The 23,767-nt window shown below is 38.3% G+C and carries 25 protein-coding genes; 8 read left to right on the top strand and 17 right to left on the bottom strand.

Features of this window, described 5'->3' with window-relative positions; all coding sequences use genetic code 11:
• Positions 1-45 precede the first annotated feature (45 nt).
• Positions 46-930, top strand: coding sequence for an SPOR domain-containing protein (locus QOL23_RS00125; protein ID WP_283399543.1), 885 nt, complete (start codon positions 46-48; stop codon positions 928-930).
• Here the strand turns inward: QOL23_RS00125 and mnmH are convergent.
• The 3 genes from mnmH to QOL23_RS00110 are packed head-to-tail and all read right to left on the bottom strand — an operon-like array spanning position 885 to position 3,656.
• Positions 885-1,919 (bottom strand): tRNA 2-selenouridine(34) synthase MnmH, encoded by a 1,035-nt coding sequence (mnmH, locus tag QOL23_RS00120; RefSeq protein WP_283399542.1) that lies wholly within the window; start codon positions 1,917-1,919, stop codon positions 885-887. The two genes, QOL23_RS00125 and mnmH, sit on opposite strands and share 46 nt — an antisense overlap.
• 2 nt (positions 1,920-1,921) lie before the next feature.
• A complete protein-coding gene (locus QOL23_RS00115) occupies positions 1,922-2,617 on the bottom strand; it encodes a class I SAM-dependent methyltransferase (protein WP_283399541.1) in 696 nt (231 codons plus the stop codon).
• Positions 2,607-3,656, bottom strand: coding sequence for a DNA double-strand break repair nuclease NurA (locus QOL23_RS00110; protein ID WP_283399540.1), 1,050 nt, complete (start codon positions 3,654-3,656; stop codon positions 2,607-2,609). Before QOL23_RS00110 ends, QOL23_RS00115 begins: the two co-directional genes overlap by 11 nt.
• Before the next feature lie 53 nt (positions 3,657-3,709).
• Here QOL23_RS00110 and QOL23_RS00105 point away from each other — a divergent pair, with 53 nt between their 5' ends.
• Complete coding sequence (locus QOL23_RS00105; RefSeq protein ID WP_283399539.1) at positions 3,710-4,978, top strand: penicillin-binding transpeptidase domain-containing protein; 1,269 nt, start codon at positions 3,710-3,712, stop codon at positions 4,976-4,978.
• 3 nt (positions 4,979-4,981) lie between these two features.
• A complete protein-coding gene (locus QOL23_RS00100) occupies positions 4,982-5,323 on the top strand; it encodes a histidine triad nucleotide-binding protein (RefSeq protein WP_283399538.1) in 342 nt (113 codons plus the stop codon).
• On the opposite strand, the gene QOL23_RS00095 is transcribed toward QOL23_RS00100, so the two are convergent.
• From QOL23_RS00095 to thyX, 9 genes are read right to left on the bottom strand one after another with little or no spacing between them, the layout of a single operon-like run.
• A complete protein-coding gene (locus QOL23_RS00095) occupies positions 5,324-6,181 on the bottom strand; it encodes a GGDEF domain-containing protein (protein ID WP_283399537.1) in 858 nt (285 codons plus the stop codon). It lies immediately after the preceding gene.
• Positions 6,182-6,205: 24 nt separating this feature from the next.
• Positions 6,206-6,544, bottom strand: a complete 339-nt coding sequence (locus tag QOL23_RS00090; protein ID WP_283399536.1) for a PocR ligand-binding domain-containing protein — start codon at positions 6,542-6,544, stop codon at positions 6,206-6,208.
• Positions 6,544-6,834, bottom strand: a complete 291-nt coding sequence (gene hisE / locus QOL23_RS00085) for a phosphoribosyl-ATP diphosphatase (protein ID WP_283399535.1) — start codon at positions 6,832-6,834, stop codon at positions 6,544-6,546. Before hisE ends, QOL23_RS00090 begins: the two co-directional genes overlap by 1 nt.
• On the bottom strand, positions 6,827-7,174 hold the full coding sequence (gene hisI, locus QOL23_RS00080; protein WP_283399534.1) for a phosphoribosyl-AMP cyclohydrolase: 348 nt from the start codon (positions 7,172-7,174) through the stop codon (positions 6,827-6,829). The genes hisE and hisI overlap by 8 nt, the downstream gene beginning before the upstream one ends.
• Before the next feature lies 1 nt (position 7,175).
• Positions 7,176-8,435, bottom strand: a complete 1,260-nt coding sequence (ahcY, locus tag QOL23_RS00075) for an adenosylhomocysteinase (RefSeq protein ID WP_283399533.1) — start codon at positions 8,433-8,435, stop codon at positions 7,176-7,178.
• A 12-nt stretch (positions 8,436-8,447) separates the two neighbouring features.
• Positions 8,448-9,428, bottom strand: a complete 981-nt coding sequence (locus tag QOL23_RS00070; RefSeq protein ID WP_283399532.1) for a DHH family phosphoesterase — start codon at positions 9,426-9,428, stop codon at positions 8,448-8,450.
• Positions 9,425-9,724 (bottom strand): 30S ribosome-binding factor RbfA, encoded by a 300-nt coding sequence (gene rbfA / locus QOL23_RS00065; RefSeq protein ID WP_283399531.1) that lies wholly within the window; start codon positions 9,722-9,724, stop codon positions 9,425-9,427. Before rbfA ends, QOL23_RS00070 begins: the two co-directional genes overlap by 4 nt.
• Before the next feature lie 4 nt (positions 9,725-9,728).
• Positions 9,729-11,057, bottom strand: a complete 1,329-nt coding sequence (locus QOL23_RS00060) for a TldD/PmbA family protein (RefSeq protein ID WP_283399530.1) — start codon at positions 11,055-11,057, stop codon at positions 9,729-9,731.
• Between the two features lie 9 nt (positions 11,058-11,066).
• Positions 11,067-11,669 carry an FAD-dependent thymidylate synthase gene (gene thyX / locus QOL23_RS00055; RefSeq protein ID WP_283399529.1) on the bottom strand — a complete coding sequence of 201 codons (603 nt, stop codon included), beginning with the start codon at positions 11,667-11,669 and terminating at the stop codon, positions 11,067-11,069.
• A gap of 138 nt (positions 11,670-11,807) precedes the next feature.
• On the opposite strand from thyX, the gene QOL23_RS00050 reads away from it, so the two are divergent.
• The 5 genes from QOL23_RS00050 to QOL23_RS00030 all read left to right on the top strand — a co-directional run bounded on the left by QOL23_RS00050 (position 11,808) and on the right by QOL23_RS00030 (position 17,686).
• The gene (locus QOL23_RS00050) at positions 11,808-12,983 is read left to right on the top strand and encodes an efflux RND transporter periplasmic adaptor subunit (RefSeq protein WP_283399528.1); all 1,176 of its coding nucleotides are present in this window, start codon (positions 11,808-11,810) and stop codon (positions 12,981-12,983) included.
• Positions 12,984-12,986: 3 nt separating this feature from the next.
• The gene (locus QOL23_RS00045; protein ID WP_283399527.1) at positions 12,987-16,235 is read left to right on the top strand and encodes an efflux RND transporter permease subunit; all 3,249 of its coding nucleotides are present in this window, start codon (positions 12,987-12,989) and stop codon (positions 16,233-16,235) included.
• A 63-nt stretch (positions 16,236-16,298) separates the two neighbouring features.
• Complete coding sequence (locus tag QOL23_RS00040; protein WP_283399526.1) at positions 16,299-16,637, top strand: coiled-coil domain-containing protein; 339 nt, start codon at positions 16,299-16,301, stop codon at positions 16,635-16,637.
• Between the two features lie 3 nt (positions 16,638-16,640).
• A complete protein-coding gene (locus QOL23_RS00035; RefSeq protein ID WP_283399525.1) occupies positions 16,641-17,360 on the top strand; it encodes a LysM peptidoglycan-binding domain-containing protein in 720 nt (239 codons plus the stop codon).
• Positions 17,357-17,686 carry a DUF7132 family protein gene (locus tag QOL23_RS00030; RefSeq protein ID WP_283399524.1) on the top strand — a complete coding sequence of 110 codons (330 nt, stop codon included), beginning with the start codon at positions 17,357-17,359 and terminating at the stop codon, positions 17,684-17,686. The genes QOL23_RS00035 and QOL23_RS00030 overlap by 4 nt, the downstream gene beginning before the upstream one ends.
• 24 nt (positions 17,687-17,710) lie before the next feature.
• Here the strand turns inward: QOL23_RS00030 and QOL23_RS00025 are convergent, their stop codons facing one another.
• The 5 genes from QOL23_RS00025 to QOL23_RS00005 are packed head-to-tail and all read right to left on the bottom strand — an operon-like array spanning position 17,711 to position 23,665.
• On the bottom strand, positions 17,711-18,976 hold the full coding sequence (locus QOL23_RS00025) for a GGDEF domain-containing protein (protein ID WP_283399523.1): 1,266 nt from the start codon (positions 18,974-18,976) through the stop codon (positions 17,711-17,713).
• Positions 18,961-19,749 carry a hypothetical protein gene (locus tag QOL23_RS00020; RefSeq protein WP_283399522.1) on the bottom strand — a complete coding sequence of 263 codons (789 nt, stop codon included), beginning with the start codon at positions 19,747-19,749 and terminating at the stop codon, positions 18,961-18,963. Before QOL23_RS00020 ends, QOL23_RS00025 begins: the two co-directional genes overlap by 16 nt.
• Positions 19,722-21,731 (bottom strand): TonB-dependent receptor plug domain-containing protein, encoded by a 2,010-nt coding sequence (locus QOL23_RS00015; RefSeq protein WP_283399521.1) that lies wholly within the window; start codon positions 21,729-21,731, stop codon positions 19,722-19,724. Before QOL23_RS00015 ends, QOL23_RS00020 begins: the two co-directional genes overlap by 28 nt.
• Before the next feature lie 35 nt (positions 21,732-21,766).
• Positions 21,767-23,155, bottom strand: coding sequence for an L-seryl-tRNA(Sec) selenium transferase (gene selA, locus QOL23_RS00010; RefSeq protein ID WP_283399520.1), 1,389 nt, complete (start codon positions 23,153-23,155; stop codon positions 21,767-21,769).
• Positions 23,156-23,191: 36 nt separating this feature from the next.
• On the bottom strand, positions 23,192-23,665 hold the full coding sequence (locus QOL23_RS00005) for a Crp/Fnr family transcriptional regulator (RefSeq protein WP_283399519.1): 474 nt from the start codon (positions 23,663-23,665) through the stop codon (positions 23,192-23,194).
• Positions 23,666-23,767: the final 102 nt, after the last annotated feature.

Here is a 23,767-nt window from a genome sequence, read left to right as displayed (position 1 = left end):
TGTATAATTCCTTGCAAATATCAATTTTTACTAAAGGGGAGGGAAATGGAAAAGGTAAACCTCATCGCACACCTTGAGGTTAACGGTGAAGTTTACAGAATCAAAAAATTATGGGAAAAAGGATTTGAAGTAGAAATTCCAACGCCAGGAGAACTTACAAAATCAAACGAACTCTTAACAGGAAAAATAGTAATACCTTACGATTTTTACAACGAAATTGTAATAGAGGACGTAAAGTTCTCTTGCAGTATTGAAGATGGAAAGTGTATATGTTCATTTATATCGCTAACCCCAAAACAACAAAAGCTTCTGAGATTTATCATTGATAGTTTTCGCAAAAAACTGATTCTTTACGTTCCCCAGAACTCAATGAATTACACAGAATCAGAAGCCATCCGCAAAACTTTAAAGAACTTTGAATCTTCCGAAAAGAAGAGAAAAAACTATCTTAAAGTTATAACTATCGTTTTAGCTACTATTTTAGGTGCTTTTGTCCTTACCGGACTCTACAACAGATTTTCATCGTTTGATGAGAAACAGATTAGTATCACAACCAGAAAAACAAAATCCGACAAGCGAAAAACAGCTCTTTCAAGTAAAACAATAATACCGCCTCCGCAAAAGGATAGAACAATCAAGAAAAGAAAGGATGAAAACTTAAAAAAGGGACAAACCTACTACTGCATTCAACTTGCCACAGGTACATCCATAAAAGATTTTGACAAAAAGTTGAAAGACGTTTCTTTTCTTCCTTTCATAAGGATTGAAAAAATAGGAAAGTATTACTCACTACGTGCCGGTTTCTGGAACGATTATAAAACGGCAAAAAAGTTCTTGAGAGATGCCCGGAAAATCTATCCAGAAGCTTTCATTAGAAAGTGCTACTATTTACCTGAACGCTGGGTTAAAAAAGATTTAAGCAATTCGTAGGCTTGATTAAAGGTTTCTGCTTTAATGGTGGTGTGGGGGGGTGGGGTGGATTTTTCATAAAGCTTATCGTAGTAATTAACCATCAATTCCCTAACTGCTTCTTCAAACTTTCCACTCTCAATTAACCCCTTTATTTCTGAGTACTTCTTATCGCCCAAAATCCTCCTTATCCTTTTCAAAGCATCAAGGTAAACAGAAATCGGAAAATCCCCCACCCCATAATCCTCCATAGAAATCCTCACCCTCTCATCTAAAGGCAGTTCTACTAAAACTCTTCTTCCTTCAAGCATTTTTTTCCATACTGGCTCTGGCAGGTGAATATTCCCTATCTTCCTGCTCTCACCCTCTACTATAACAAAAGGCTGGTTCTTTAACTCCTTAAGCTCCAACCATAAAAGAGAATCAAACATCTTCTGAGAAGGCTGGCGCAACCCTATACCACCAAAAACCGACCCTCTATGTCCAGCAAGCCCTTCCAAATCTAAAATCGGAAAACCCCCTTCTTTCAATTTCCTCAGAATCCTCGTCTTACCCACTCCAGTAGGACCATAAAGAACTATAAACTTTTTATCCTCCACTAACCTTTCAATCTCTTCCAACACATACCGCCTGAAAGCCCTGTATCCGCCTTTTAATCTGAAAACGTAAACGCCACATAAATTACAAATAGAAGCAACGGCTAAACTCCTCATCCCTCCACGCCAGCAGTAAACAGCAACTCTCTCTTTTTTCTCTTTAATTTCTCTTATCTTTCTGACAATCCCTGAAAGTTTAGGAGAAACAAGCTCAAGCGCAAAAATCCTCGCCTCCTTCTCACCCTTCTCGTAATAAACCTTAGAAACCTTTTCCCTTTCCTCTTCATCAAAAAGCGGAACGTTTACAGCTCCGGGAATGTGAAACTCCTCAAATTCTCTCCGTGTTCTGACGTCCACCAACGTAAATCCTTTTTCAACAGCATCTTTAACGTCTATCTCTTTCACAAGCTCCATCCTCAACCTACCTCAAAAACGACAAAGCCAAATCCACCAAAAGGCAAGTTAAAACTCAAAAATCTCTCTAATTTCAAACTAACAAATCTTTCAGTGGAAAAGTTAAGCGTTGTTCCCCCTTTAATCAAATTAACAGACTTACCTATCTTTTCCGCAACTCTTCCAACTAACTTTTCAATTTCCTTCTCAGTCAAAAACTGAGCTTTCTTATAAACAGACCTATGAAAAAAACTCTTAACCCTCCTCTTAAAAGCCAAAAAAGAAAACCTGTTTAAATACCCAACAGCCAAATAACGCTTTGTTACTCTTAAAGCCTCCCAAACTGTCTTCTCCCTATTTTCAATAAACTCAAGGCTCGTAACAAAAGCAACCAAATCAAAACTCTTCTCTTTAAAAGGCATACTCTCTGCCGAACCTAACAATAATTCCCCAAATCCCTTAGTCCTTGCAAGTCTCAACATATCGTAAGAAATATCCAATCCTGCAACAAATCTTGCTTTCAAATAGTCCTTCCAGAACTCCCCCCACACCCCCGTTCCACAACCAACCTCAAGAACCGACGAAACCTTCAAATTTTTCAAACAATAAGCCATTAAATCCTTTTCTAACAAAAAAACCTTTCTTCCATACTTTGTAGAAAAGAACTCATCGTACTTTAAAGCTTTCTCTCCTACAAATACCTTTCTGCTACTCCCCAAGTGCCTCCCTCCCTGAAACTCCCCTATGCTTTAAGGCGTAAATAACTTTTTCCATATCTTTCTTGCCAATCTTCACATTATCATGCGCCATCTTTAAAGGAAAAGGATATCCACCTGTCCTGTGCCTCCTTATAACCTTTAAAGCTTCAGACAAAGGAACCAACGTTTCCACCTTAAAAGCAGGACAGTTCCTTTCCTTATAGAAGAACACAGAAAATTCAAAGTCCCTAAAAACCTCCTCAAACATTTCAGGAAATTGAAACTTTACTTCTTTAGAGATACTAACCTTTAAAGGAGTACTGTAACCTTCAAGGTACGGAAGGTGGTTGAGAACCGCTGCGTCTGGGAAAAACCTGTCAAACCCGTAATTTCGCGAATTTGACCTTTTAGAAACAGAAATTAGTTTACCTTTCCCTCTTTCCAGTAAAAGCTCTAAAGAATAAAGGTACTCCAAATATTCAAGATACCCTGAAGCCGCAGCAAAAGATATTCCCTCAAAAATCTTCTCAAGTTCTCTGTAATAACTCTTAGCATCTATACCCGTTAAAGAAAATCTTCCTCTAACCTCTTTAAAAATCCCCTCAACCTTTTTTCTCTCTTCATCATTTAACTCTCCAACAAAAACGGCAGGCTTTATAAAGGAAGCAAGCAAAGAACCGTCAAGAAGCAGATAATCAACTTCATCAATAACGCTCAAAGCCACCTTATTTTCCAAGATTCCCATTAAAATCCTCATCCTCGCATCAGAAAACTCCTCCGGTTTTAAAACATCAACATCGGCTATAAACACCTCTTTCCTCTTCTCATCGCCGAAAAACTCAACAGCAACAGCTCCAACGGCGTAAACGCAATACCCAGAAAACGCTCTTTTATTACCACTCCCATCAACAGCTGCAAGAGAAAAATCCCCCTCCTCAACCTCAAAATCACTGTTCCACACACCCAAAACCCTGCTTTCCCAATCTCCTAAACGTTCCGAACTTTCAGAAATTCCGGTCAAAGACTTGGCTTTTTGCAAAAGAAAAGTTGTTATTCTCATCGCTTCCTCCGTCACAAGCATATATTATACGTCCAGAAAAGGTGGAGGTTTAAATGGAAAGACGCAAGCTTATTGTTTACCCGTTACTTACAGGTATTCTGTTCTACATAATAGCAAGCACAATAAATCTATTGTTTTCAAACTGCGACGACGTTGAAGCTTCAACCCAAATCCAAACAAAAGTAGAAAAAGAAATAGAAAAACCGGCACCCAAGCCTTCAGAAAGAGAAACGTTCGTTGAGAAGCTGCTCTCAAATTTTCAAATGCAGTATTCCCTCTTCAAAAAATCCACCCTCACCGACGGAAAATACATATATACAACAGGAAACTACACAATAATCTTCACAATAGACCCGAAATTACAGGAAAAAGTCAAAAAAATCTTTAAAACCTATAAGCTAAAATACGGCGCCTATGTAGCGTTAGACCCAAAAACAGGAAAGGTTTTAGCCGCCGTATCAAGTATTGATTACCCCGATTTAACTACTAAAAACACTTTTCCAACAGCTTCAACCTTCAAAATCATCACTGCAGCAGCTGCCCTTGAAGAAGGAATAGCCACGCCAGACACAAACCTCCTCTGCGGCGGTAAAGGAGACTCCTGCTCTCCAACCGTATGGTTAAGCAGTCCTTATAAAATGAAACGGAACTTTGCCCAATCGTTCGCCACCTCAGCAAATCCATTCTTTGGCAACTTGGGAAGACTATTAGGCGAAGAGAAGCTCCTTGAATACGCTAAAAAGTTCGGCTTCAACAGACACGACTACAACTTCCCGTGGGGAATAATAAGAAAACCTCTTGATGACAACGATTTAGCCTTAACTGCAGCAGGATTAGGTGAGACCCGCACAAGCCCTTTTCACGAAGCTTTAATCGCTCTAACCATAGAAAACAACGGAACTATGCTAAAGCCTTCCCTTATATCAACAATTCTCAAAAACGGTAAAGTAATATATTCATTCAAACCTCAAATAGACAGAAACGTAATTTCCTCTAAAACCGCTCAAGAAATAAGAAAGATGATGCTACTAACCGTCAAAGTAGGTACAGCTTCCGATAAACGGTACTTCAGAGTTTTAAAGCGAAGGTATCCTTACTTGACAATAGGCGGGAAGACAGGCACTCTTTCAGAACTTACCTATCCTGAAGGTAGATGTGAATGGTTTACAGGCTTTTTAGAGTTAGGAAACAAAAAATTAGCCTTTTCTTCCCTTGCAATTAACGGAAGTCGTTACTACGTAACAGGTTACGACCTATCTGCCTTAGTTGCAATGAGTTTTGCTAAACTTTATAAAAACTACCGATACACCTGTAGGAGGTAAAAGATGTGTGTATTCTGCAAAATCGTTAAAAAAGAGTTACCTGCAAAAATCGTTTACGAAGATGACAAAGTAATGGCGTTCCACGATATAAACCCTCAAGCACCTATACATATTCTTATAATCCCAAAAGAACACATAGAAACCGTTAATGATTTACAGGAAAACCACAAAGAACTTATAGGACACATATTTTTAGTGGCAAAGAAAATAGCGAAAGAATTAGGCGTTGATGAAAAAGGATATAGAATTCTCATAAACTGCAACAAAGATGGCGGGCAGGAAGTTTACCACATACATTTCCACTTCTTCGCAGGTAAACCTTTAGGACCAATGATTTGCAAGTAATTATTCCTCTTTTTTCCTTCTGTACATGCTTAAATCAGCCTTTTCTAAAGCTTTAGTAAATGGAATTTCTGGAGAACTCCATATAGAATAACCCATTGAAACAGAAAGTGGAGGATTAAACTCCTCCACTCTATTTATATAGTCTATCTGCCTGTAAATCCTATCCATTATCCTTTCTAAAATCTCTCTATCAGCCCTTGGAACAAGAACTACAAACTCATCTCCACCTATCCTGAATACCTTATCACTATTCCTCGTTGAATTTCTAATAGCTTCCACAACTTTTGTCAAATAGATATCTCCAACTTTATGCCCTAACATATCGTTTATCTTCTTTAAATCATCCATATCAATAAAAATTACACCAACAGGAAAGTAATCGTTGTAATTACTCAAGAACCTAATATGCTCTAATAGGAAATGTCTATTGTAAGCATCTGTCAACGGGTCTTTAAAAGCTAAATACTTAATCCTTTCTGGAGCTACAACAGACATGAAAAAGTTAATAGAATCGGCAAGGTCGTTAAAAGCATCAAAAATCACTTCTAACTGTTTGCTGTTATCCAAAGGTAAATACCTTTTACTATACCTTCCGGCAATGAAATCCTCTATCCTGTTAAGAATTACCAAATAGTCCTTAGGAAAGTTTTCATCACGAGATATAAAGATTCTTCTTTTAAAAGCTTTAAGAAACTGATTTGATTGAAACATAAGAATAGGCTTTCTTGATAAATCCTTTGCTACTACATTCCCGTTCCTTCTACAACCGTAATCGTAATCTTCCTGTGCCAACATAAGAAGCCTTTCAGGAGAAACACCTATCTCTTCAGCCAATTTTTTAATTTTTATCCTTTCCACACGGGAAAGCCTATCAAGCCCCTGTCACCCTCCGGCAACTCCCAAAAAGTAAACGTCGTTCCTATCCTCAACCATTAACGGAATAACGTAGTTCAACTTTCCAGCAAAACACCTGTGAAGAAAAGGTCTCCTTAAACGCAAAGCCCTCCTGAAACGTTTTCTTCTATCCTCTTCGCACCGCTCAGGCACCCTTGAATATATCTCCTGACAGTAAGGAGTAACGAAATCAACAAATTTAAGCTCCCCTTTCTCATTCCAGACCATAGAAGAACAGCCTAAATGCATAAAAAATTTCTGCAGCAATCTCCCTACATCTTCAGGAGACATGTAATCTTCCAATTTTTCAATACGAACTTTAGCCATTACTTCATTCTCTTATTGAGTTCCTCTCCTATATCTTCCCATTTAATACCTTTATCAACTAACGCTACGGTTAGATGATAAATAAGGTCAGCAACTTCGTATATGGCATGATTTTTATCCCCCGATTTCAGCGCCAAGATGGACTCTATAGCTTCTTCTCCTACTTTTTGGAGAATTCTGTCCTCTCCAGCTCTAAATAGCTCAGCCGTATAGGAACCCTCAGGCATCGTACTCTTTCTTTCCTCTATCACGCTGTACAATCTATCAAGAACGTCTCCCATCTTATTCATCCTCAAACTCCGCAATCGTTCTGAAAAAGCAACTATACTCTCCAGTATGACAAGCCACCCCTTTCTGCTCAACCAAATAAAGTAACGTATCCTCGTCACAATCCAAAAATATTCTTACAACCTTTTGAACGTTACCGGACGTTTCACCCTTTTTCCAGATTTTCTTTCTGGAACGTGAGTAGTAATGAGCGTAGCCTGTTTCAATAGTTTTTATCAAAGCTTCTTTATTTGCATAAGCTAACATGAGTACTGTTTTCGTATTAATATCCTGAACTACAACAGGAACAAGCCCGCCACCTTTCTCAAAGTCTATTTTTTCCAATAATTCCCTATTTACCATTCTACGTTCCCATCTCCCAGGAATTAAGGTACTCAATCTGTTCTGGCGTTAATTCATCAATTTCTATTCCCATAGCTTTTAACTTCAGCTCAGCCACCTTCCTATCTATATGTCCCGGAACTACGTAAACATCAGGTTTCAAGTTTTTACCTTCCTTCACGAGATATTCAGCAGAAAGCGCCTGATTGGCAAAACTCATGTCCATAACAGAAGCAGGATGTCCTTCTGCAGCAGAAAGGTTAACGAGTCTTCCCTCAGCTAAAAGGTAAATCCTTCTACCATCCTCAAGCGTATATTCATCAACGAAATCTCTAACTCTACGCTTCTTAACTGCCATTCTTTCAAGTGCAGGAATATCTATCTCAACGTTAAAGTGACCAGAGTTAGAAACAATAGCGCCGTCTTTCATGACTTTAAAGTGTTCTTCCCTTATAACGTTTATGTTGCCAGTTACGGTGCAGAATATGTCTCCTAACTTTGCCGCTTCAGACATAGGCATAACTCTAAAACCGTCCATTCTCGCTTCTATGGCTTTAATAGGGTCAACCTCAGTAACTATTACTTCTGCTCCCATTCCTTTAGCTCTCATAGCAACGCCCTTACCGCACCAGCCGTAACCGGCAACAACGAAAACAGAACCGGAAAGCAGCCTATTTGTCGCTCTCAAAATGCCATCTATAGTTGATTGACCTGTTCCGTAACGGTTATCAAAAAGATGCTTTGTAAGGGCTTCGTTAACTGCAATAACAGGGTATTTAAGCGCCCCATCTTTTGCCATCGCTTTAAGCCTTATCACGCCGGTCGTTGTTTCTTCCGTTCCACCGATAACGTTATCTATAAGTTCTTTATGTTTCTTATGCAGAGTTGATATAAGGTCTGCTCCATCATCCATAGTAATGTTAGGTTTAACGTTTAAAACAGCCTCTATGTGTTTATAGTAAGTCTCTTCATCTTCTCCCTTTATCGCAAAAACTGGAATATCGTAGTGCTTTACAAGAGCTGCAGCAACGTCGTCCTGAGTGGACAACGGATTGGAAGCACAAAGGTAAACTTCAGCTCCTCCTTCCTTTAATGTTCTCATCAAATTTGCCGTTTCAGTAGTAACGTGAAGACAAGCAGCTATTTTTATACCTTTCAACGGTTGTTCTTCCAAAAATCTCTCACGTATTTCCTTCCTTAAAACGGGCATATCCATTTCTGCCCACTCTATCCTATCTTTTCCTTTATCTGCAAGAGACAAATCCTTAACGTGAAAATCCACCACCACCTCCCATTAAAGTTTTGATATTTTATCAAATTCAACTTGTAGTTCTCTAAATAAATCTTTTTTTATATCTTCAAGATTTCCTTCCGTTTCAAAGCCGGCAGCCATAACGTGACCGCCACCACCAAACCTTTTAGCCACAAAAGCTACATTAACGCTACCCTTTGACCTTAAAGAAACCTTCCACTTCCCTTCCTCTATCTCCTTAAAAAAGACAGCCACTTCCACACCCTCAATAGAGCGAGGATAGTTGATAAACCCCTCAGTTTCCTCAGGATACGCCTTCGTTTCTTCCAAAAACCTCTTATAAACCGTTATATGAGCAACCCTACCTTCAAGGGCAAACTCTAAAGTTCTAAGAACCAATTCAAGAAGTTTAAACCTGTTTATCCGATTTCTCTCAAAAATGTTTCTCCTTACTAAGTAAGGCTCCGCTCCCCTCTTTATAAGCTCCGAAGCAACGTGGTGTGTTTCAGGCGAAGTGTTTGTATAGCTAAAACTACCCGTATCTGTAACTATTCCTGTATAGATAGGTAGAGCTACGTTTCTATCTATAAGAGACTCATCAATTAGTTTCATTATATGGTAGGAAAGCTCACAAGTACTTGAAATCTCAGGTTCTACTATGTAGTAATCAGAAAACGGCTCTGCTGTTATATGGTGGTCTATCACTATTGACCTTTTAGCAGGAAGAGATTCAAACCCCGTTCTTTTAGCTTCAGAAACGTCTGTAATTATCACCCAATCAAATTCTTCAGATATCTCTTCCCTTACTTCAACGTCGTTAATTCCAGGGATAAAATCAAAAAAGTAAGGAATTCTATCCCTCAGAATAACTTTAACGTTCTTTCCTAATTTCTTTAAGAAATTCCTCCAGCCTACAGAGCTTCCTATGGCATCACCATCAGGATTTTTGTGGGTGGTAATGAGGATTTTTCCAGACAGAGACTTTAAAAGCTCAGCCATTTCTTCTCTTGATAAACTTTTCAAAATAACACCTCCGGAGCAACAACAAAATGAGGTCTTGGAACAACCCTCATCTTTAATCTCTTACCCAAAAGGTGATGAATATACCCTTCAGCCTTGTTGAGAATATTAACGGCGCGTAACGCATCCTCTTTCTTCAAGGAAGAAATGTAAACGGTAGCTTTTGAATTATCCTTGGAAAGCTCTACTCCCTGAACCGTCACGAAAAGCGTTTCCGGAAGGTCTACGTCACGGCGAATAATCTCAGAAATCTCTCTTATTAAAAGCGATTTTAACCTTTCTCTCCTCACGTTTTTCATTACACTATTCCCCACTTACAGTAAGCGATTTAATAAGAACAGATGGAGTTGAAACGTTCCCCAACCACCTTTCATCAGCTCCAACTTGAGTAATTCCAAACAATAAATCCCTAATATTTCCTGCAACAGTCATTCCAGTAACAGGCTGAACTTTTTTCCCATCTCTATAGTAAACTCCGCTTATACCTATTGAAAATTCACCTGATATGGGATTTATAGTATGAATACCCATAGCATCTGTAACAACTATCACCTCTTCAGGTGTCCGAACAAGACCGTCAAAATCCAAAACACCTCTTTCAACTACCAAATTGGTTATACCAGGCTGAGGAAGAGAAGAAAGAGAAGCTCTCAAACCGTTCCCTGTAGGCGCCATTTCCAACTTCTTAGCTGAATAGGTATCTAACAGATAATTTTTAAGAACTCCTCTATCTATTACAGCTTTCTTCCTGGTAGGAATACCCTCATCGTCAAAAGGGATACTCCCGATACCATCTCTAACTGTCGGGTCATCGTAAATAGTTAAAACGTGGTTAGCCACTTCGTAACCCAATTTTCCAGCAAAAAGAGATTTACCCCTTAAAACGTTGTTTCCCAAAAATACTGGAGAAAGAGCTTCTATCAGTTCAGCAAAAACAGTATTCTTAAAAATCACAGGCAATTTAGCTGTCTTTAACGGACGTGCACCCAAAAGTTCAACGGCGTTCTCTGCTGCCCTTGTAGCAACTTTATCAGGATTAATATCCGAGAAGTACCTAACAGTTTCAAAATCCCACCCCATCTGAGACTCTTCGCCTTCCGAAGCAACTAAAAGAATACTCAAAGAGAAGCTTGTAGTACTGTAAGAGAAACCGTGACCGTTTGAGTTCATATAGTAAACAGTAGAAAGACCATCTCCATAAGAAGCCTTTCTAACTCTTTTAACTTTTTCACTATACTCTAACGCTTTAGCTTCCAAAGTTTTTGCAATATCTATCTTCCTCTCAACCGGAATCTCTTCATACCTACTATCAGCAAGAGGGAACAGTTCCTCTGCTTTGGCAGGCATAGAGAAATAGTACTCATCCGGAGAAACAACTCTACTGTTCTCTTTCGCACACTCTATAGCAACCTTTATTCCATCATCTGAAACGTCGGAAGTATAAGAAAATCCTAACCTCCCATCCACAACAACCCTAAACGCCAGTCCCTTCTTATTGGACGATTTTATCTTCTCAACTTTTCCACTTTTAACTTCAACACTAAATCCCTTAGACTCAACGCCGTATATATCAAAATTCTCTATGCTCTGCTTTTTCAGAATACTTGCAGCCCTCTCTATAAGCTTCTCCATGCTAACCTCCTAACTTGATGAAAGATTGGAAAAGAACGCTCTAACTTCATCCTGCTTACCGCAACTCTTCTTTCCTTCAGTACAATATCCCAAATAATAACAGTTAGGACCAACCTTGGAAAAAACTTTCGGAAATCTCTTAATAAGAATTTTTAAAATTCCTATAGCCATATCCCTTATCTCCCACTGCGCTCTATTACACGTTCTAAGCCTTAAAAAGTGAACCAGCTCTTCTCCATTCATAGTAAACACTATTCTTGTTGAACAAGCGTTAGGAAGAACAAATCTGGCATCTTCTTTAGGTACTCCCTCTTCTACCAAAGCCTCGTAAAACTTACCTATAAATCTCATCAATCCATCAAAATCCATCTTTAATCCATCAATCTCAACAACTTTACCTTCAACAGTTTTCGGCTTAACGTAAGGAAAGTCTTTCATAGAAACGTACCTTTGAGATTGCTGACTGTAAGAAGCTACCCTATGCCTCACAAGCTGATGAGAACAGGCACGAGATATACCATCAACTAAAAAACAGAAATGAGAATGCCTTAAAAAGGCATCTTCCCCTTCATCTAAAGGAATACAGGAAAAGGAAAGTAACTCAATTCTCATGATTTTCTCCAGCACAGTAACTTAAGAGGCTGTAAATTATACATAAACTTGTTTGGAAAACCATATTTAATGCTTGACATCTCAATAAATTCTAATAAGATAATCTATCGTAAAAACGCATTCTCAGAGAGGTAAACAATGGTGCGTAAACTTATACTAACAGGCGTATCAGCACTACTACTCTTCTCGTGCGGTCATTCAGAAAAAGCAGAAAAACTGGAATTTAAAACTGTTAAAGGTATTTCAATCCAAACTGTAGAGCCTTCCTACGTTAAGGATTACGATTCATTTTCAGGAGTAGTAATCCCTTCCGACCAGATTATCATCTCTCCTAAAGTCCCTGGATACTTGTTAAAAATAAAGGTAAAAGCAGGAGACAACGTCAAAAAAGGAGAAACTGTAGCTGTAATAGACAAAAAAGCTCTAACTCCAGACGTTAAAAGAGCTTTAGCAGCGATAAAAGAGGCGGAAGCCGGATTAAAAGAGATTGAAAACGCCCTTGAAGAAGTAAAAGCAAAAAAACAGGCTGCTGAAGCTTCTTTCAACTTAGCCGAAAAAACGTTCAACAGGTTTAAAAACCTGCTCAAAGAAGACGCTGTTTCAAAGCAGAAATTTGACGAAGTAAAAGCTCAGTACGAAATGGCTAAAGCAAACCTCAAAGCTGTAGAAGCGAAAGAAAGACAACTTAAAGCAAAAGAAAAACAGCTCTTGGCGAAAAAAGAACAGGCAAAAGCCATGCTTGAAAAGGCTAAAGCTTACGTATCTTTTACGTATTTGAAATCACCAGTTGATGGAGTAGTTTTACAAAAATTAACAGATGAAGGTAACTTAGTATCTCCTGGCGTAGGAATCTTGAAAGTGGGCACTTTCCCTCTCCAGGTAAAGGCATTAATAGATTCAGAATACGCAGACAAACTAAAAGTAGGAGACTCTCTAACAACGATAATAAACAACGAAAGCTTTCCTTCTACAGTAGTAGAAATTGACAAAGACGCCGACCCTATATCCCATAAATTTGCAATAAAACTAAAGCTTAAAAACTACAAAAACGTAATTCCTGGAATGTACGCAACCGTCCTTATTCCTCAAGAGAAAGAGCAGAGAATCCTAATTCCCCAATCAGCTATATATAGAGTAGGCGCTCTTGAATACGTTTACGTAATAGATAAAAACAATGTTGCTCATCTAAGATACGTTAAAACAGGAAGAAAGATAGACGGAAAAGTTGAGATTATCTCCGGTTTGCGTCCCGGAGACAGAATAGCAGTGACAGGCATAGAAAACCTATGCGATGGAGCAAAGGTAGAGAGGTAAAAGATGAAAAGATTGGAACTTGGTATAGCAGGAAACATAGCTAAAAAGTTCATAACGTCAAAGTTAACTCCTCTGTTCCTGTTGGCTTCTCTTTTAATAGGTTTTGCAGCCGTAGTATTTACTCCAAAAGAGGAAGAACCTCAGATTGTAGTTCCCATGGTTGATATTTTCATTCCCTATCCTGGTGCTTCAGCAAAAGAGGTTGAAAGGAAAGTAGCAACGAGATTTGAGAAGTTGATTTGGGAAATAAAAGGAATGGACTACGTCTATTCCATCTCAAAGCCTAACATGGCTTTAATAATTGCCCGCTTCAAAGTCGGCGAGAATATGGAAGACGCATTAGTCAGACTTTACAACAAATTGATGTCAAACCTTGACAAGCTTCCTCCTGGCGCTCTTCAACCTTTAGTCAAACCAATGGATATTAATGATGTACCTATAGTAACGCTAACGTTATGGAGCGATAAACTCCCCCCCTACGAACTCAGGAAGTTTGCCAAAGAACTATGCCTTCAGGTTAAGCAAGTAGAAAACGTTTCAAAAGCCTGGATAATTGGTGGTGATACAAGAAAGTTCAAGGTAATAGTAGATGAAAATAAACTTAAAAACTATCACGTAACATTACTCCAGGTAGCACAAGCAATAAAGTCGGCAAACCTTAAACTACCTGCAGGAGAAATAACCAAAGGAGATAAAGAATTTCCCGTTGAAGCAGGAGAATTCATAAAAACGTTAGACGATTTGAAAAATTTAGTAATAGCTGTTTACAACGGAAAACCTGTTTATTTAAAAAATGTAGCAAAAGTCGTTGATGCTCCTGTAGACCCCAACAACTACGTTTATATAGGTTTTGGTCCCCACGCCGAAAAAGACGGTGTAAGCAAAGAATTTCTTAAAGAACACGGAAACCAATTCCCTGCAGTGACAATAGCCATAGCTAAAAAGAAAGGAACTAACGCCGTTGTTGTTGCTCAGCAGATTCTTGACAAAGTGAAAGATGTAAAAAGCAAAATCCTCCCCCCCTCCGTTCACGTAACCGTCACCAGAAACTACGGCAAAACTGCAGAAGACAAGTTCAAAGAGCTTATGTTCCACTTAGGTGTAGCTATCTTTGCCGTTGTTATCTTCATCGGTCTAACATTAGGAATAAAAGAAGCGTTTGTCGTTTCTATCGCCATACCAACAACGTTAGCCTTAACCCTCTTCGTTGACCTCCTTACAGGTTATACGTTAAACAGAGTTACACTGTTCGCTCTTATCTTCACGTTGGGTCTTTTGGTTGACGACGCAATTGTTGTAGTTGAAAACATACACAGACACCTAAAAATGAAACAGATGCCGCCGCTTCAAGCAGCCATTTACGCTGTTGCAGAAGTCGGGAACCCAACAATCCTTGCAACTTTCACAGTAATAGCTGCACTTCTCCCGATGGCATTTGTCAGCGGTCTTATGGGACCTTACATGAGACCCATCCCAGTAAACGCATCAATAGCTATGTTCTTCTCCCTGATTGTAGCGTTTGTTATATCCCCTTGGGCTGCTTACTACTTACTGCGCAAAGAATCGGAAAAAGAAGAAGAAAAGTTAGTTTTAGAAGAAACCAGAACCTACAAAATCTACAACAAGATAGTCAGACCTCTCCTTGATTCTTCTCTTAAAAGAGCAGTCTTTCTTGTAACAGTAGTAATACTTATGTTAGGTGCAGTTTCTCTCTTCGTTACAAAACACGTAGTAGTCAAACTCCTGCCTTTTGACAATAAAAGCGAATTCCAAGTTGTTGTTGATATGCCTGAAGGCACCTCTTTGGAAGAAACAGCAAGAGTAGTAAAAGCCATCTCAAACTATTTACAAACGATACCAGAAGTTAAAGACTTTGAAGCCTACATCGGTACAGCATCTCCTTTTGACTTTAACGGACTTGTAAGACATTACTATTTAAGGAAAGGCGGAAACGTAGCAGATATCAGAATAAACCTTATAGATAAGCACGAAAGAAAGAGGCAATCACACGACATAGCAAAAGAGGAAAGACCTAAAATTCAAGCAGTAGCAAGACAGGTAAATCCGAAAGCCAACGTAAAAATTGTTGAAGTTCCTCCAGGTCCACCCGTTCTTTCCACTTTAGTTGCAGAAATCTACGGCAAGGACGACAACGTTAGAAGAAGAATAGCTAAAGAGGTTGAACAGATATTTAAGAAAACTCCAGGAGTTGTTGACGTAGATACGTTAGTTGACGCAGACTACTACAAATACGAATTTAAAGTTAAGAGGAGAAAAGCAAGAGAATCCGGCGTAACGGAAGCCCAAATAGCCCAAACAATTTCCATGGCACTTAAAGGTGCTTCTGTCTCCGAAGCTCATACCCAGTACGACTCAGACCCCGTTTCCATCTTCGTAAGGCTTCCAAGGAACCAAAGAGAAAACGTAGAAGATATCCTAAACCTCTCAGTTATGAGTAAAACAGGGAAGCTCATTCCACTAAAAGAGCTGGTAGAAGTCAAAAAAGTTCTTGCCGATAAAACCATCTACCACAAAAACTTACATCCTGTTTCTTACGTCATAGCAGATGTTTCAGGAAAGTATGAAGCGCCGATATACCCAATACTTCAGATAAACCACTACCTCTCTACACATCCACTCCCCGACGGCTACAAACTTAAATACTCGTTTATCCCGCCATCAATGCCGAAAGACGACTTTAAACCTATGATGAAGTGGGACGGCGAATGGCAGATAACCTACGAAACGTTTAGAGACATGGGAGCAGCTTTTGCAGTAGCGTTAATCCTGATTTATCTACTAATAGTTGGTCAGTTCCAGTCATTCATAATTCCAATGATAATAATGATACCTATTCCACTGACGATGATAGGTATAGTTCCCGGACACTGGATAATGTCAAAACTTTTAGGCAAAACCGCATACTTTACAGCAACTTCAATGATTGGATTTATAGCCCTTGCAGGAATTGTTGTAAGAAACTCCATCATATTAGTTGACTTCATCTTGATGAGAAAGAGAGAAGGCGCACCATTGAAAGACTCCATCATTGAAGCAGGAGCAGTACGTTTTAGACCGATTGTTCTAACAGCAGCTGCTGCAATGGTTGGTGCTGCAGTGATTCTGCTTGACCCTATATTCCAAGGATTAGCTATATCTCTACTCTTTGGTGTATTTGCATCCACCACGTTAACGTTGGTGGTAATTCCAGTAATCTACTATATGATAGAAAAACGAAGCTGGAAAGCTTGACTATTAAAACGTAAATGCTATACTGAAAAGTAAGCTAAACATAGACAATTAATTGGAGGGAATATGTATAGAAAATTGGCTATAGCGTTCTTAGGAATAGCATTAAGCTCCAGTGTTGCTCTTGCAGGAGTGTGTACCGTAAAGCCAGAAGCAGAAACGAAGAAGGACACCTTGCCTGTTAAGTATCAGAAACTTAAAAAAGAGAACGAGGAGCTAAAGCAACAACTAAGTTCCTGCTGTGAAAAGAAAGAAGAACTCAAAAGCGAGATAGAATCGCTAAACTCCCAAATTGACTCACTAACTAAGGAAAAAGAGTCTTTAACTCAAAAGCTCTCTTCCTATCTATCAAAAGATGAGTTAATAAGCAAAATTCAACAGCTACAAGAGGAACTCAGGAGGTAACAAATGAGAAAACTAATCGCCGCTTTTTCAATAGTTATGCTTTCAGGATTAGGAGTAGCACAGGCTGGATGCCCAAATCCAACTGAAGAGTACGTTTTATATCCGCCAGATTTTGCTTTCTACCCGGAATCACTAATTAAGGCATACAAAGAAGCGAAGAAAGAACACCAAGAGCTACTGGCAAAGCTTGAAAAGTGTCAGCAGGAACTCTCAATGTTAGAAGAGAAAAAGAAAGAGCTTGAAGAAAGGTATGGAGCGCTTTCGGAAGAAGTAAAACAACTACAGCAGGAAATCGCAGAAAGAGAAGCTTTGATGCAGAAGCTATCCGAACTGGAAGCTGCAGTAAAAGCTAAAGTTAACGAGTGCGAATCTATGCTTGAAAAGTGGAACGCTCTACCAAAAACTTACACCGTTAAGAAGGGAGATACTCTTTGGGGAATTGCTTCCAAAGACTACATTTATGGAGACCCTTGGCAGTGGCCTCTCATTTATAAAGCCAACCTTGATAAGATTAAAAATCCTCACCTGATTTTCCCCAACCAAATACTTGACATACCAAGGGACATAACGTGTGAAGACATAATAGCTGCAAGGAGAGAGGCTCTTAAAACGCCTCCACCTAAAGGCGTAAAACCTAAGAAAATCGGTCATCCTGTGAAAGCGGAAGAAATCCCTGAAACAGCTACAGACTACTTCTTATGCAAGGAGTGTCAGCAGAGATGAGAGTAAAAGAAAGTAAAGAACTAAGGTTACAGAAGATAGTTACGAAAACAGGCGTAGAATTACTGAGAATAGTAGTTTCCCCTTCTCACTTTTTCCTTGAACAAAACCCGGAAAAGCCTTCAAAGTATGGCGTTGCGTACAAAAAGATAAAAGCTATTTATCCAGATTTCTACATGTTCTGGGAAATTAAAGCAGACCAATATACAGGTCGTCTTTTAACAGGAACATTTTTGGAGAAAGAAGACATAGACAAGTTTATTGACTCTATTCTTTCTGATGAGAGTTATAAATCTTACGAAGACGTGAAAGATGAAATCCCCGGTTAGTTAGAAGGTGCCGGGGATTTTTCCTTAATACCAAATTATCCTGTTCTTACCTAATCTCTTTGCCGTATACAATCTCTCGTCGGCTATTTCAATTAAATCATCAAGCGAATTTAAAACGGCGACATCTTCAGGAAAAGAAGCCACCCCTCCACTAAAAGTTACTCTCCTTCTGAATCCAAAATCTATCTGAGAAAACTTATCCTTTATCTCCTCAAGAACATTAGCAGCTTCCTTTTTACCAGCATTCATAAATAGAATTAAAAACTCTTCTCCCCCATACCTAATCGGTACATCAGAACCCCTAACTCTACTTTTTATTACATCTCCTAAAGCCTTCAATACTTCATCTCCTTTCTGATGCCCGTAAGTATCGTTAATATTTTTAAAATCATCTATATCTATAATAGCAACAGAAAAAGGAATATTCTCCCTTTTAGCAAGAGAAATAAAATTCTTAGCAATCTTCTTGAGATAATTCCTATTATAAAGACCAGTTAATGGGTCTTCTATCGCTTCTCTCTTAAGCCTGTTGTTCAACTCCACAAATCGGTAAGAAAGTTTATATATTAAACTGGCTATTTCTCTAAGTTCCTTAAAGAATATTCGTCTTACCCTATCTTTAAGCTCCTCAAGAAGTTTATCCTCATCCTCTTTCTTCTCAGAATTTATAAACTCATTCACCTTTGCTATTATTTCATCAAGAACGTTCAAATCTCTACCAATCTTTTTATAGAAAAAGATATACCCTCCCGTCAAAACCATAATAAGCGCCAGAAACGATATACCAATTTTTAACAACCAATCTTTCTTTACCTTTTCATAAAACTCCTTCTTGAAAAGAATGGCAAAAGTCCCTATTCTTTTAGGTCTTCCAAGTAATTGAGAAGCAAGCTCTTCTCTTAACGGATAACAGGCAACTATACCTGCATCGGTTTCTATAACTTTCTCTTGGTCAACCTTTTTACATACATCAAAAATCTTTAACAAATCCATTCTATTATCGGGATAAATGTAGCTTTTCCCCTTATATTCAAGGTATGCAGCTTCAGAATCCTGTAAACGAAACTGAATATTCTGTAAGTTTTGATAGATAATTGCATCATTAGCATACAAACTCAAAGCGTACTGCAGGTTCTTTGCAGCCAAAAAAGTTATGTATTTACAATCCTTACGGTAAAAATTCGCAGCATCGTTAGAAAAACGTATAGAAAAAAAAGAAACAAGTAAAGAACCGATAGCTATAGAAGAAAGAATTACAAGAAAGAATAGCCCTCTTAACGAGAAACCCATACTTTAACCTTCGCAGGACACGGTAGTATGTGCTTTTTCGGATTCTCTCTGGTAAGTTTAATCAACTCTCTCGTTAAAGCCGGAAAATCAACAGCGTATATAAAATTGATATCGTACCTATCCAAATCAGGTAACCCTGCTATAAGAATTTTACCAGTATGTTTTGCGTAATTTACAAGGCTTAATACGTTAACTAACTTCAAAACTTCCGGGTCAGGAAAAATATAAATGTATTTATACTTATTTAACTTTGGAAATGCCTCTTCAACCCGAGAGTTTATAAGAAGAATATCAAAAGAATGCGACGGCAGATATTTCTTAGCTATTTTTTCATTCATTTTACTAACAATAACCGCAACTTTCCTCTTCTTCATACCAGTATAAGAGAAAAACTTGTTTATAGTCCTCATAGGAAGAGGAAAAATCCTCACCCCATAAAAATTCTTTTTCTTATCAAGACCCAGTACTTCAGGAAACATTACAAAGGTATAAATTACCTTTTCGTAAGGAGAAGCCTTCTTTAACTCTTTTACTACTCCAGGCGTTCCCAATATTATCTTTACTCTACATTGGCGAGTATCTCCATAATTAGCATACGACACATTCCCATTTTGAGATAGAACCATAGAAAGTTGGTCTTTAATTTTCTGTGTTATCTTTATTTTGTACGAATCAATAATACATACATCGGCAGCGTAAGAATCCCGATTGAAAATCGGGGAAAAACTAATGCATGCAAGTACTATTAAAATAAAATATCTAAACCTAACCATAAAATTCTCCCTTCCCCTTCAATCGCGCCAGAGGATACAGGATAAAGAACCTTTCTGTCAAGCAAGTTATCAATTCTCAATCCTAAACTTGCATACCGCATCGGTTTAAAGGTAAAAACCATATTAACCAGGTAATATCCTGGAACGTCTCCTACTCTTGAATAAGCCTCAGTATTAACGTCAAAATCAAATTTCTGACGAATTAAAGAGTAACCTACAACTCCTTTCCAAGAGGGAAATTCAGCACAGGAAGTTCCCTCTATCCCTTTGAAACTCATTCTCCTCCCCAATTCCCCATAAACCTCCCCCTCAAAGAAATTCTTGTTCAAAGACAGAACAAAACCTTTTACTCTCACATCTTCAGAGGCGTTATCCCACTTACGTGTAATCTTAGAAATCTCCCTCTTATAAATCATATCTCTAATTAAAGAAACGTAAAAAAGAGCAGAAAATTTGAAAGTATCACCTGTATATTCAACCGAAGGCATAAAAGAATAAATTTTCTCGTATTTCAAATCTCTATTACCCAAAAGGACAGGATTGTTTTTAATGTACATCTCCTCAAAAGACGGAATCCTTACCGACTTACCAACGTTCAATTTCAAGAACGTTCTTTCAGAAGCCTTAAACATTCCAGAGAGAGAGTAAGACAGCGTACTCCCCACATCTGACGACCTATCCCACCTTACATTCGTAAGAACAGAATATCTTTCTCCACTAAAGAAGTACTGAAAATAAGGTGATACTATAGTCCTTTCCGCTTCATCAAGAATCTTATCCTCATCTGAAAGTTCTCTATACGGGAACGTCTGAACAGCAGTTTTATTACCTAACAAAAGAGCAGTAAGAGTTGTTGCCGGTATAAAATTAGCAGCCATCTCCGTTTTATACATATCCACCTGAGAAAGCTCAAAACCTGTCGTTACTTTTCCGTTAGCAGCTCTAAAAGAAACTTCCGTGTTTACTCCGTAGTTTCTAACGTATCTCTTTTCAGTGGCAATTAAACCAGAAGAATCTATGGAAGCACAATAAGGATAATCAGCAGGACAGATGTTATATCCCCTCTTTAAATAGAACCAATTGTAAAATAGTGAAGTATCTACGTTTATTTCACCAAAACTACGTCTCAAACCTATCTTATTTATATAAGCAACTCTATCTGTATAGGTATTATCACCATCAGTTATCAAACCTGTTAAAGAAATAGGAAACGTTGAATCTCTATTAACGCCGTAAAAGTTAAAGTACAAACCAGAATCGTGCTTAAGTTTTACGTAATAAGTAAAGTGCTTATGATACGCAGATATAGAAGAGCTTAAACCAAAGATTGGGTCTGTATACTCTTTGTACGGACCTTTTTCTTCGTTGTAATCCAAACTTAACAATCCCTTCCAATGGTTGGAATTGAAGGTTTTCACAAAATAACTATCATTTGAGCCATCAGTATTCACATAAGTTCCGGTCTTGAAATTAAGGTCATCAGAATCGTAAGTTATCAAATTAATAATAGCCAAAGAAGCGTTAAATCCGTAAAGAGAAGTCATAGGTCCATAAACGATTTCTACTCTTTTAACGTTATCAAGAGAAAAGTTATTGTTAGTACTAAAAGAAGAACCAGTTGAAGGGTCCATCATTGGAATGCCATCTATTAGCACCTGCACTTTCTCTGAAAAGTAACTTTGTTTTAGCCCTAAAGCTCCAACAGCATTAAGGTAGAATTCCGTTTTTCTAACATAGAACTCAGGAAACTTCCTCAACAAATCAAAAAGATTTCTTACTCCCCATCTATCAAGCTCTTCACGAGTTATTACTCTCATATATCTTGGAACTGAAGTATAAGAAACGTACTCTTTCGTAGCGGAAATGACCTCTAACTCTTTTTCCACCATATAGTAAGAGAAATTGTTGTCTTGCGCCTTAGAACTCAAAGAGAGAGAACAAAGAACACCTATAGCAAAAGCAAAAATTTTATTCTTTACCACTATTTTCTCCTCAACACTTTACTCACCTTTATTATTTATACCATTTTCACCGAATTTGCAGCCTTTAGAAGTATTTCAGAAAGGGCGGAAATCTCCGAAGGCATTACCGTCCTCATATCAAGAAGGTAGAGATTATTTTTAATCCTTCCTATAACAGGTATCTCCTGACCTCTTAAAACCTCATCAAGTCTTTCAGGAGAAAGATGGACAGCAACACACCAGGTGGGAAGCTGTTGAGTAGGTAAAGCTCCACCACCAACTTCTGAAGTATCTTGAACTAAAGATATTCTGGCTGGGAAATTTTTCTCTTTCAATAACTGAATTAATTTTTCTGCTTTCCTCTTTATCTCTTCTTGGGTTTGAGAAAGCAAACGCCACGTAGGAACTTTCTCAAAAGCCAACTTTTCATCAAGATAGTAGACAAGCGTATTTTCAAGCACCGCTAAAGTCATTTTATCTATACGTAAAGCTCTATTCAAAGGATGCTTCTTTATTCTTTCTAAATACTGCTTTTTACCCAATATTATTCCCGCCTGAGCGCCACCCAAAAGTTTATCACCGCTAAAAGAAACAACGTCAACGCCAGCTTTAAGAACGTCCTGAACCGTAGGCTCGTAAGAAAGTCCTATTTTCCTCACATCTATAAAGCTTCCACTACCCAAATCTTCATAAACAGGAATGCCATACTTTTTCCCCAATCTAACAAGCTCTTCTGTGGAAACAGAAGCAGTAAAGCCCATAATTTTGTAGTTACTTGTATGAACCTTTAACAAAAGCCCTGTATTTTCAGAAATAGCGTTCTCATAATCTCTAAGATGTGTCTTATTTGTCGTTCCCACCTCTTTCAGAATTGCACCGCTCTGTTCCATAACTTCCGGGATACGAAAAGAACCACCTATCTCTATAAGCTCACCCCTTGAAACAACAACCTCTTTTCCCTTAGAAAGAGCCGAGAGAACTAATAGAACTGCTCCAGCGTTGTTGTTTACAACACAAACGTCTTCAGCTCCTGTTAGCTCTTTTAATATCCACTCTAAATTCCTATACCTTAACCCTCTCCTCCCTTTTTGAAGGTCATATTCAAGATTTGAATAACCGGTAATAAGTTCTTTTAAATATTCTGCTACCTCTTCAGATATTACGGCTCTTCCAAGATTGGTATGAAGAACAACTCCAGTGGCGTTAATAACTCTGTGAAGTTTAGGTCTCAAAAAACCCTTAAGCTTCTGCTTTATCTTTTCCTTAAGGAAATCAGGTTCAGGCTCTACTTTCTTACCGCTGAGTATATCTTGTCTTACCTCATCTAAAACATCTCTTATAGCTTTCAGAAGAAGATACCTGGGCTTGTCCCCCAAAAGAAACAACAAATCTTTATCATTCAAAAAGTAATCTACTTTAGGAATCCTCTTTAGAAGTTCCTTCAAACCATCTCCCCTGTAAAAATCGTGGGCACAATTATACTAACCTTTAGGTCCACCCCATATAAAGCACACTGTGTCCACAAATTTTTTGTTCATCTCTTTCAACCTTTCAGCTATAACGCGTGTTATCATTTCAAGTAACTTAACAGCAAGAGCAGGGTCTTCCTGCTTTAACTTCTCATACCCTTCTTTATCAAGAACTAAGGCATGAGTTTCCTTCAAAGCAACCGCTTTAGAAGAATGGTAATGGTCACTGAAAAAAGAAAGCTCACCTAAAGGAGTCCCGGCATCAATTGCAGCCACTTTTACATCGTTCCCAAAAGGGTCAGAACGGAAAAGCCCTACTTTACCTTTTACTATAAAAAATATCCAGTCCCCCGGGTCTCCCTCTTCAAAGAGAACTTCTCCTTCCGGAAATACTTCATAATTAAGATACTTCGCAATTTCCTCTATCTCTTTTTCAGAAAACGAAGAAAACAGCGGGAATTCTTTGGCAAGTTCCTCTTTAACCATATCTAATCTCCTGCAAAAAATTAGTTTATATTAGAGTTAAAACTACAAAAAGCGAAAGAGGGACAAGGACTCCATGTATCATAGGCTCTAAAGCCTCTTGAG

Source organism: Desulfurobacterium pacificum (assembly GCF_900182835.1).
Classification (GTDB): Bacteria; Aquificota; Aquificia; order Desulfurobacteriales; family Desulfurobacteriaceae; genus Desulfurobacterium_B; species Desulfurobacterium_B pacificum.
This window is presented reverse-complemented; position numbering and strand designations above follow the sequence as displayed.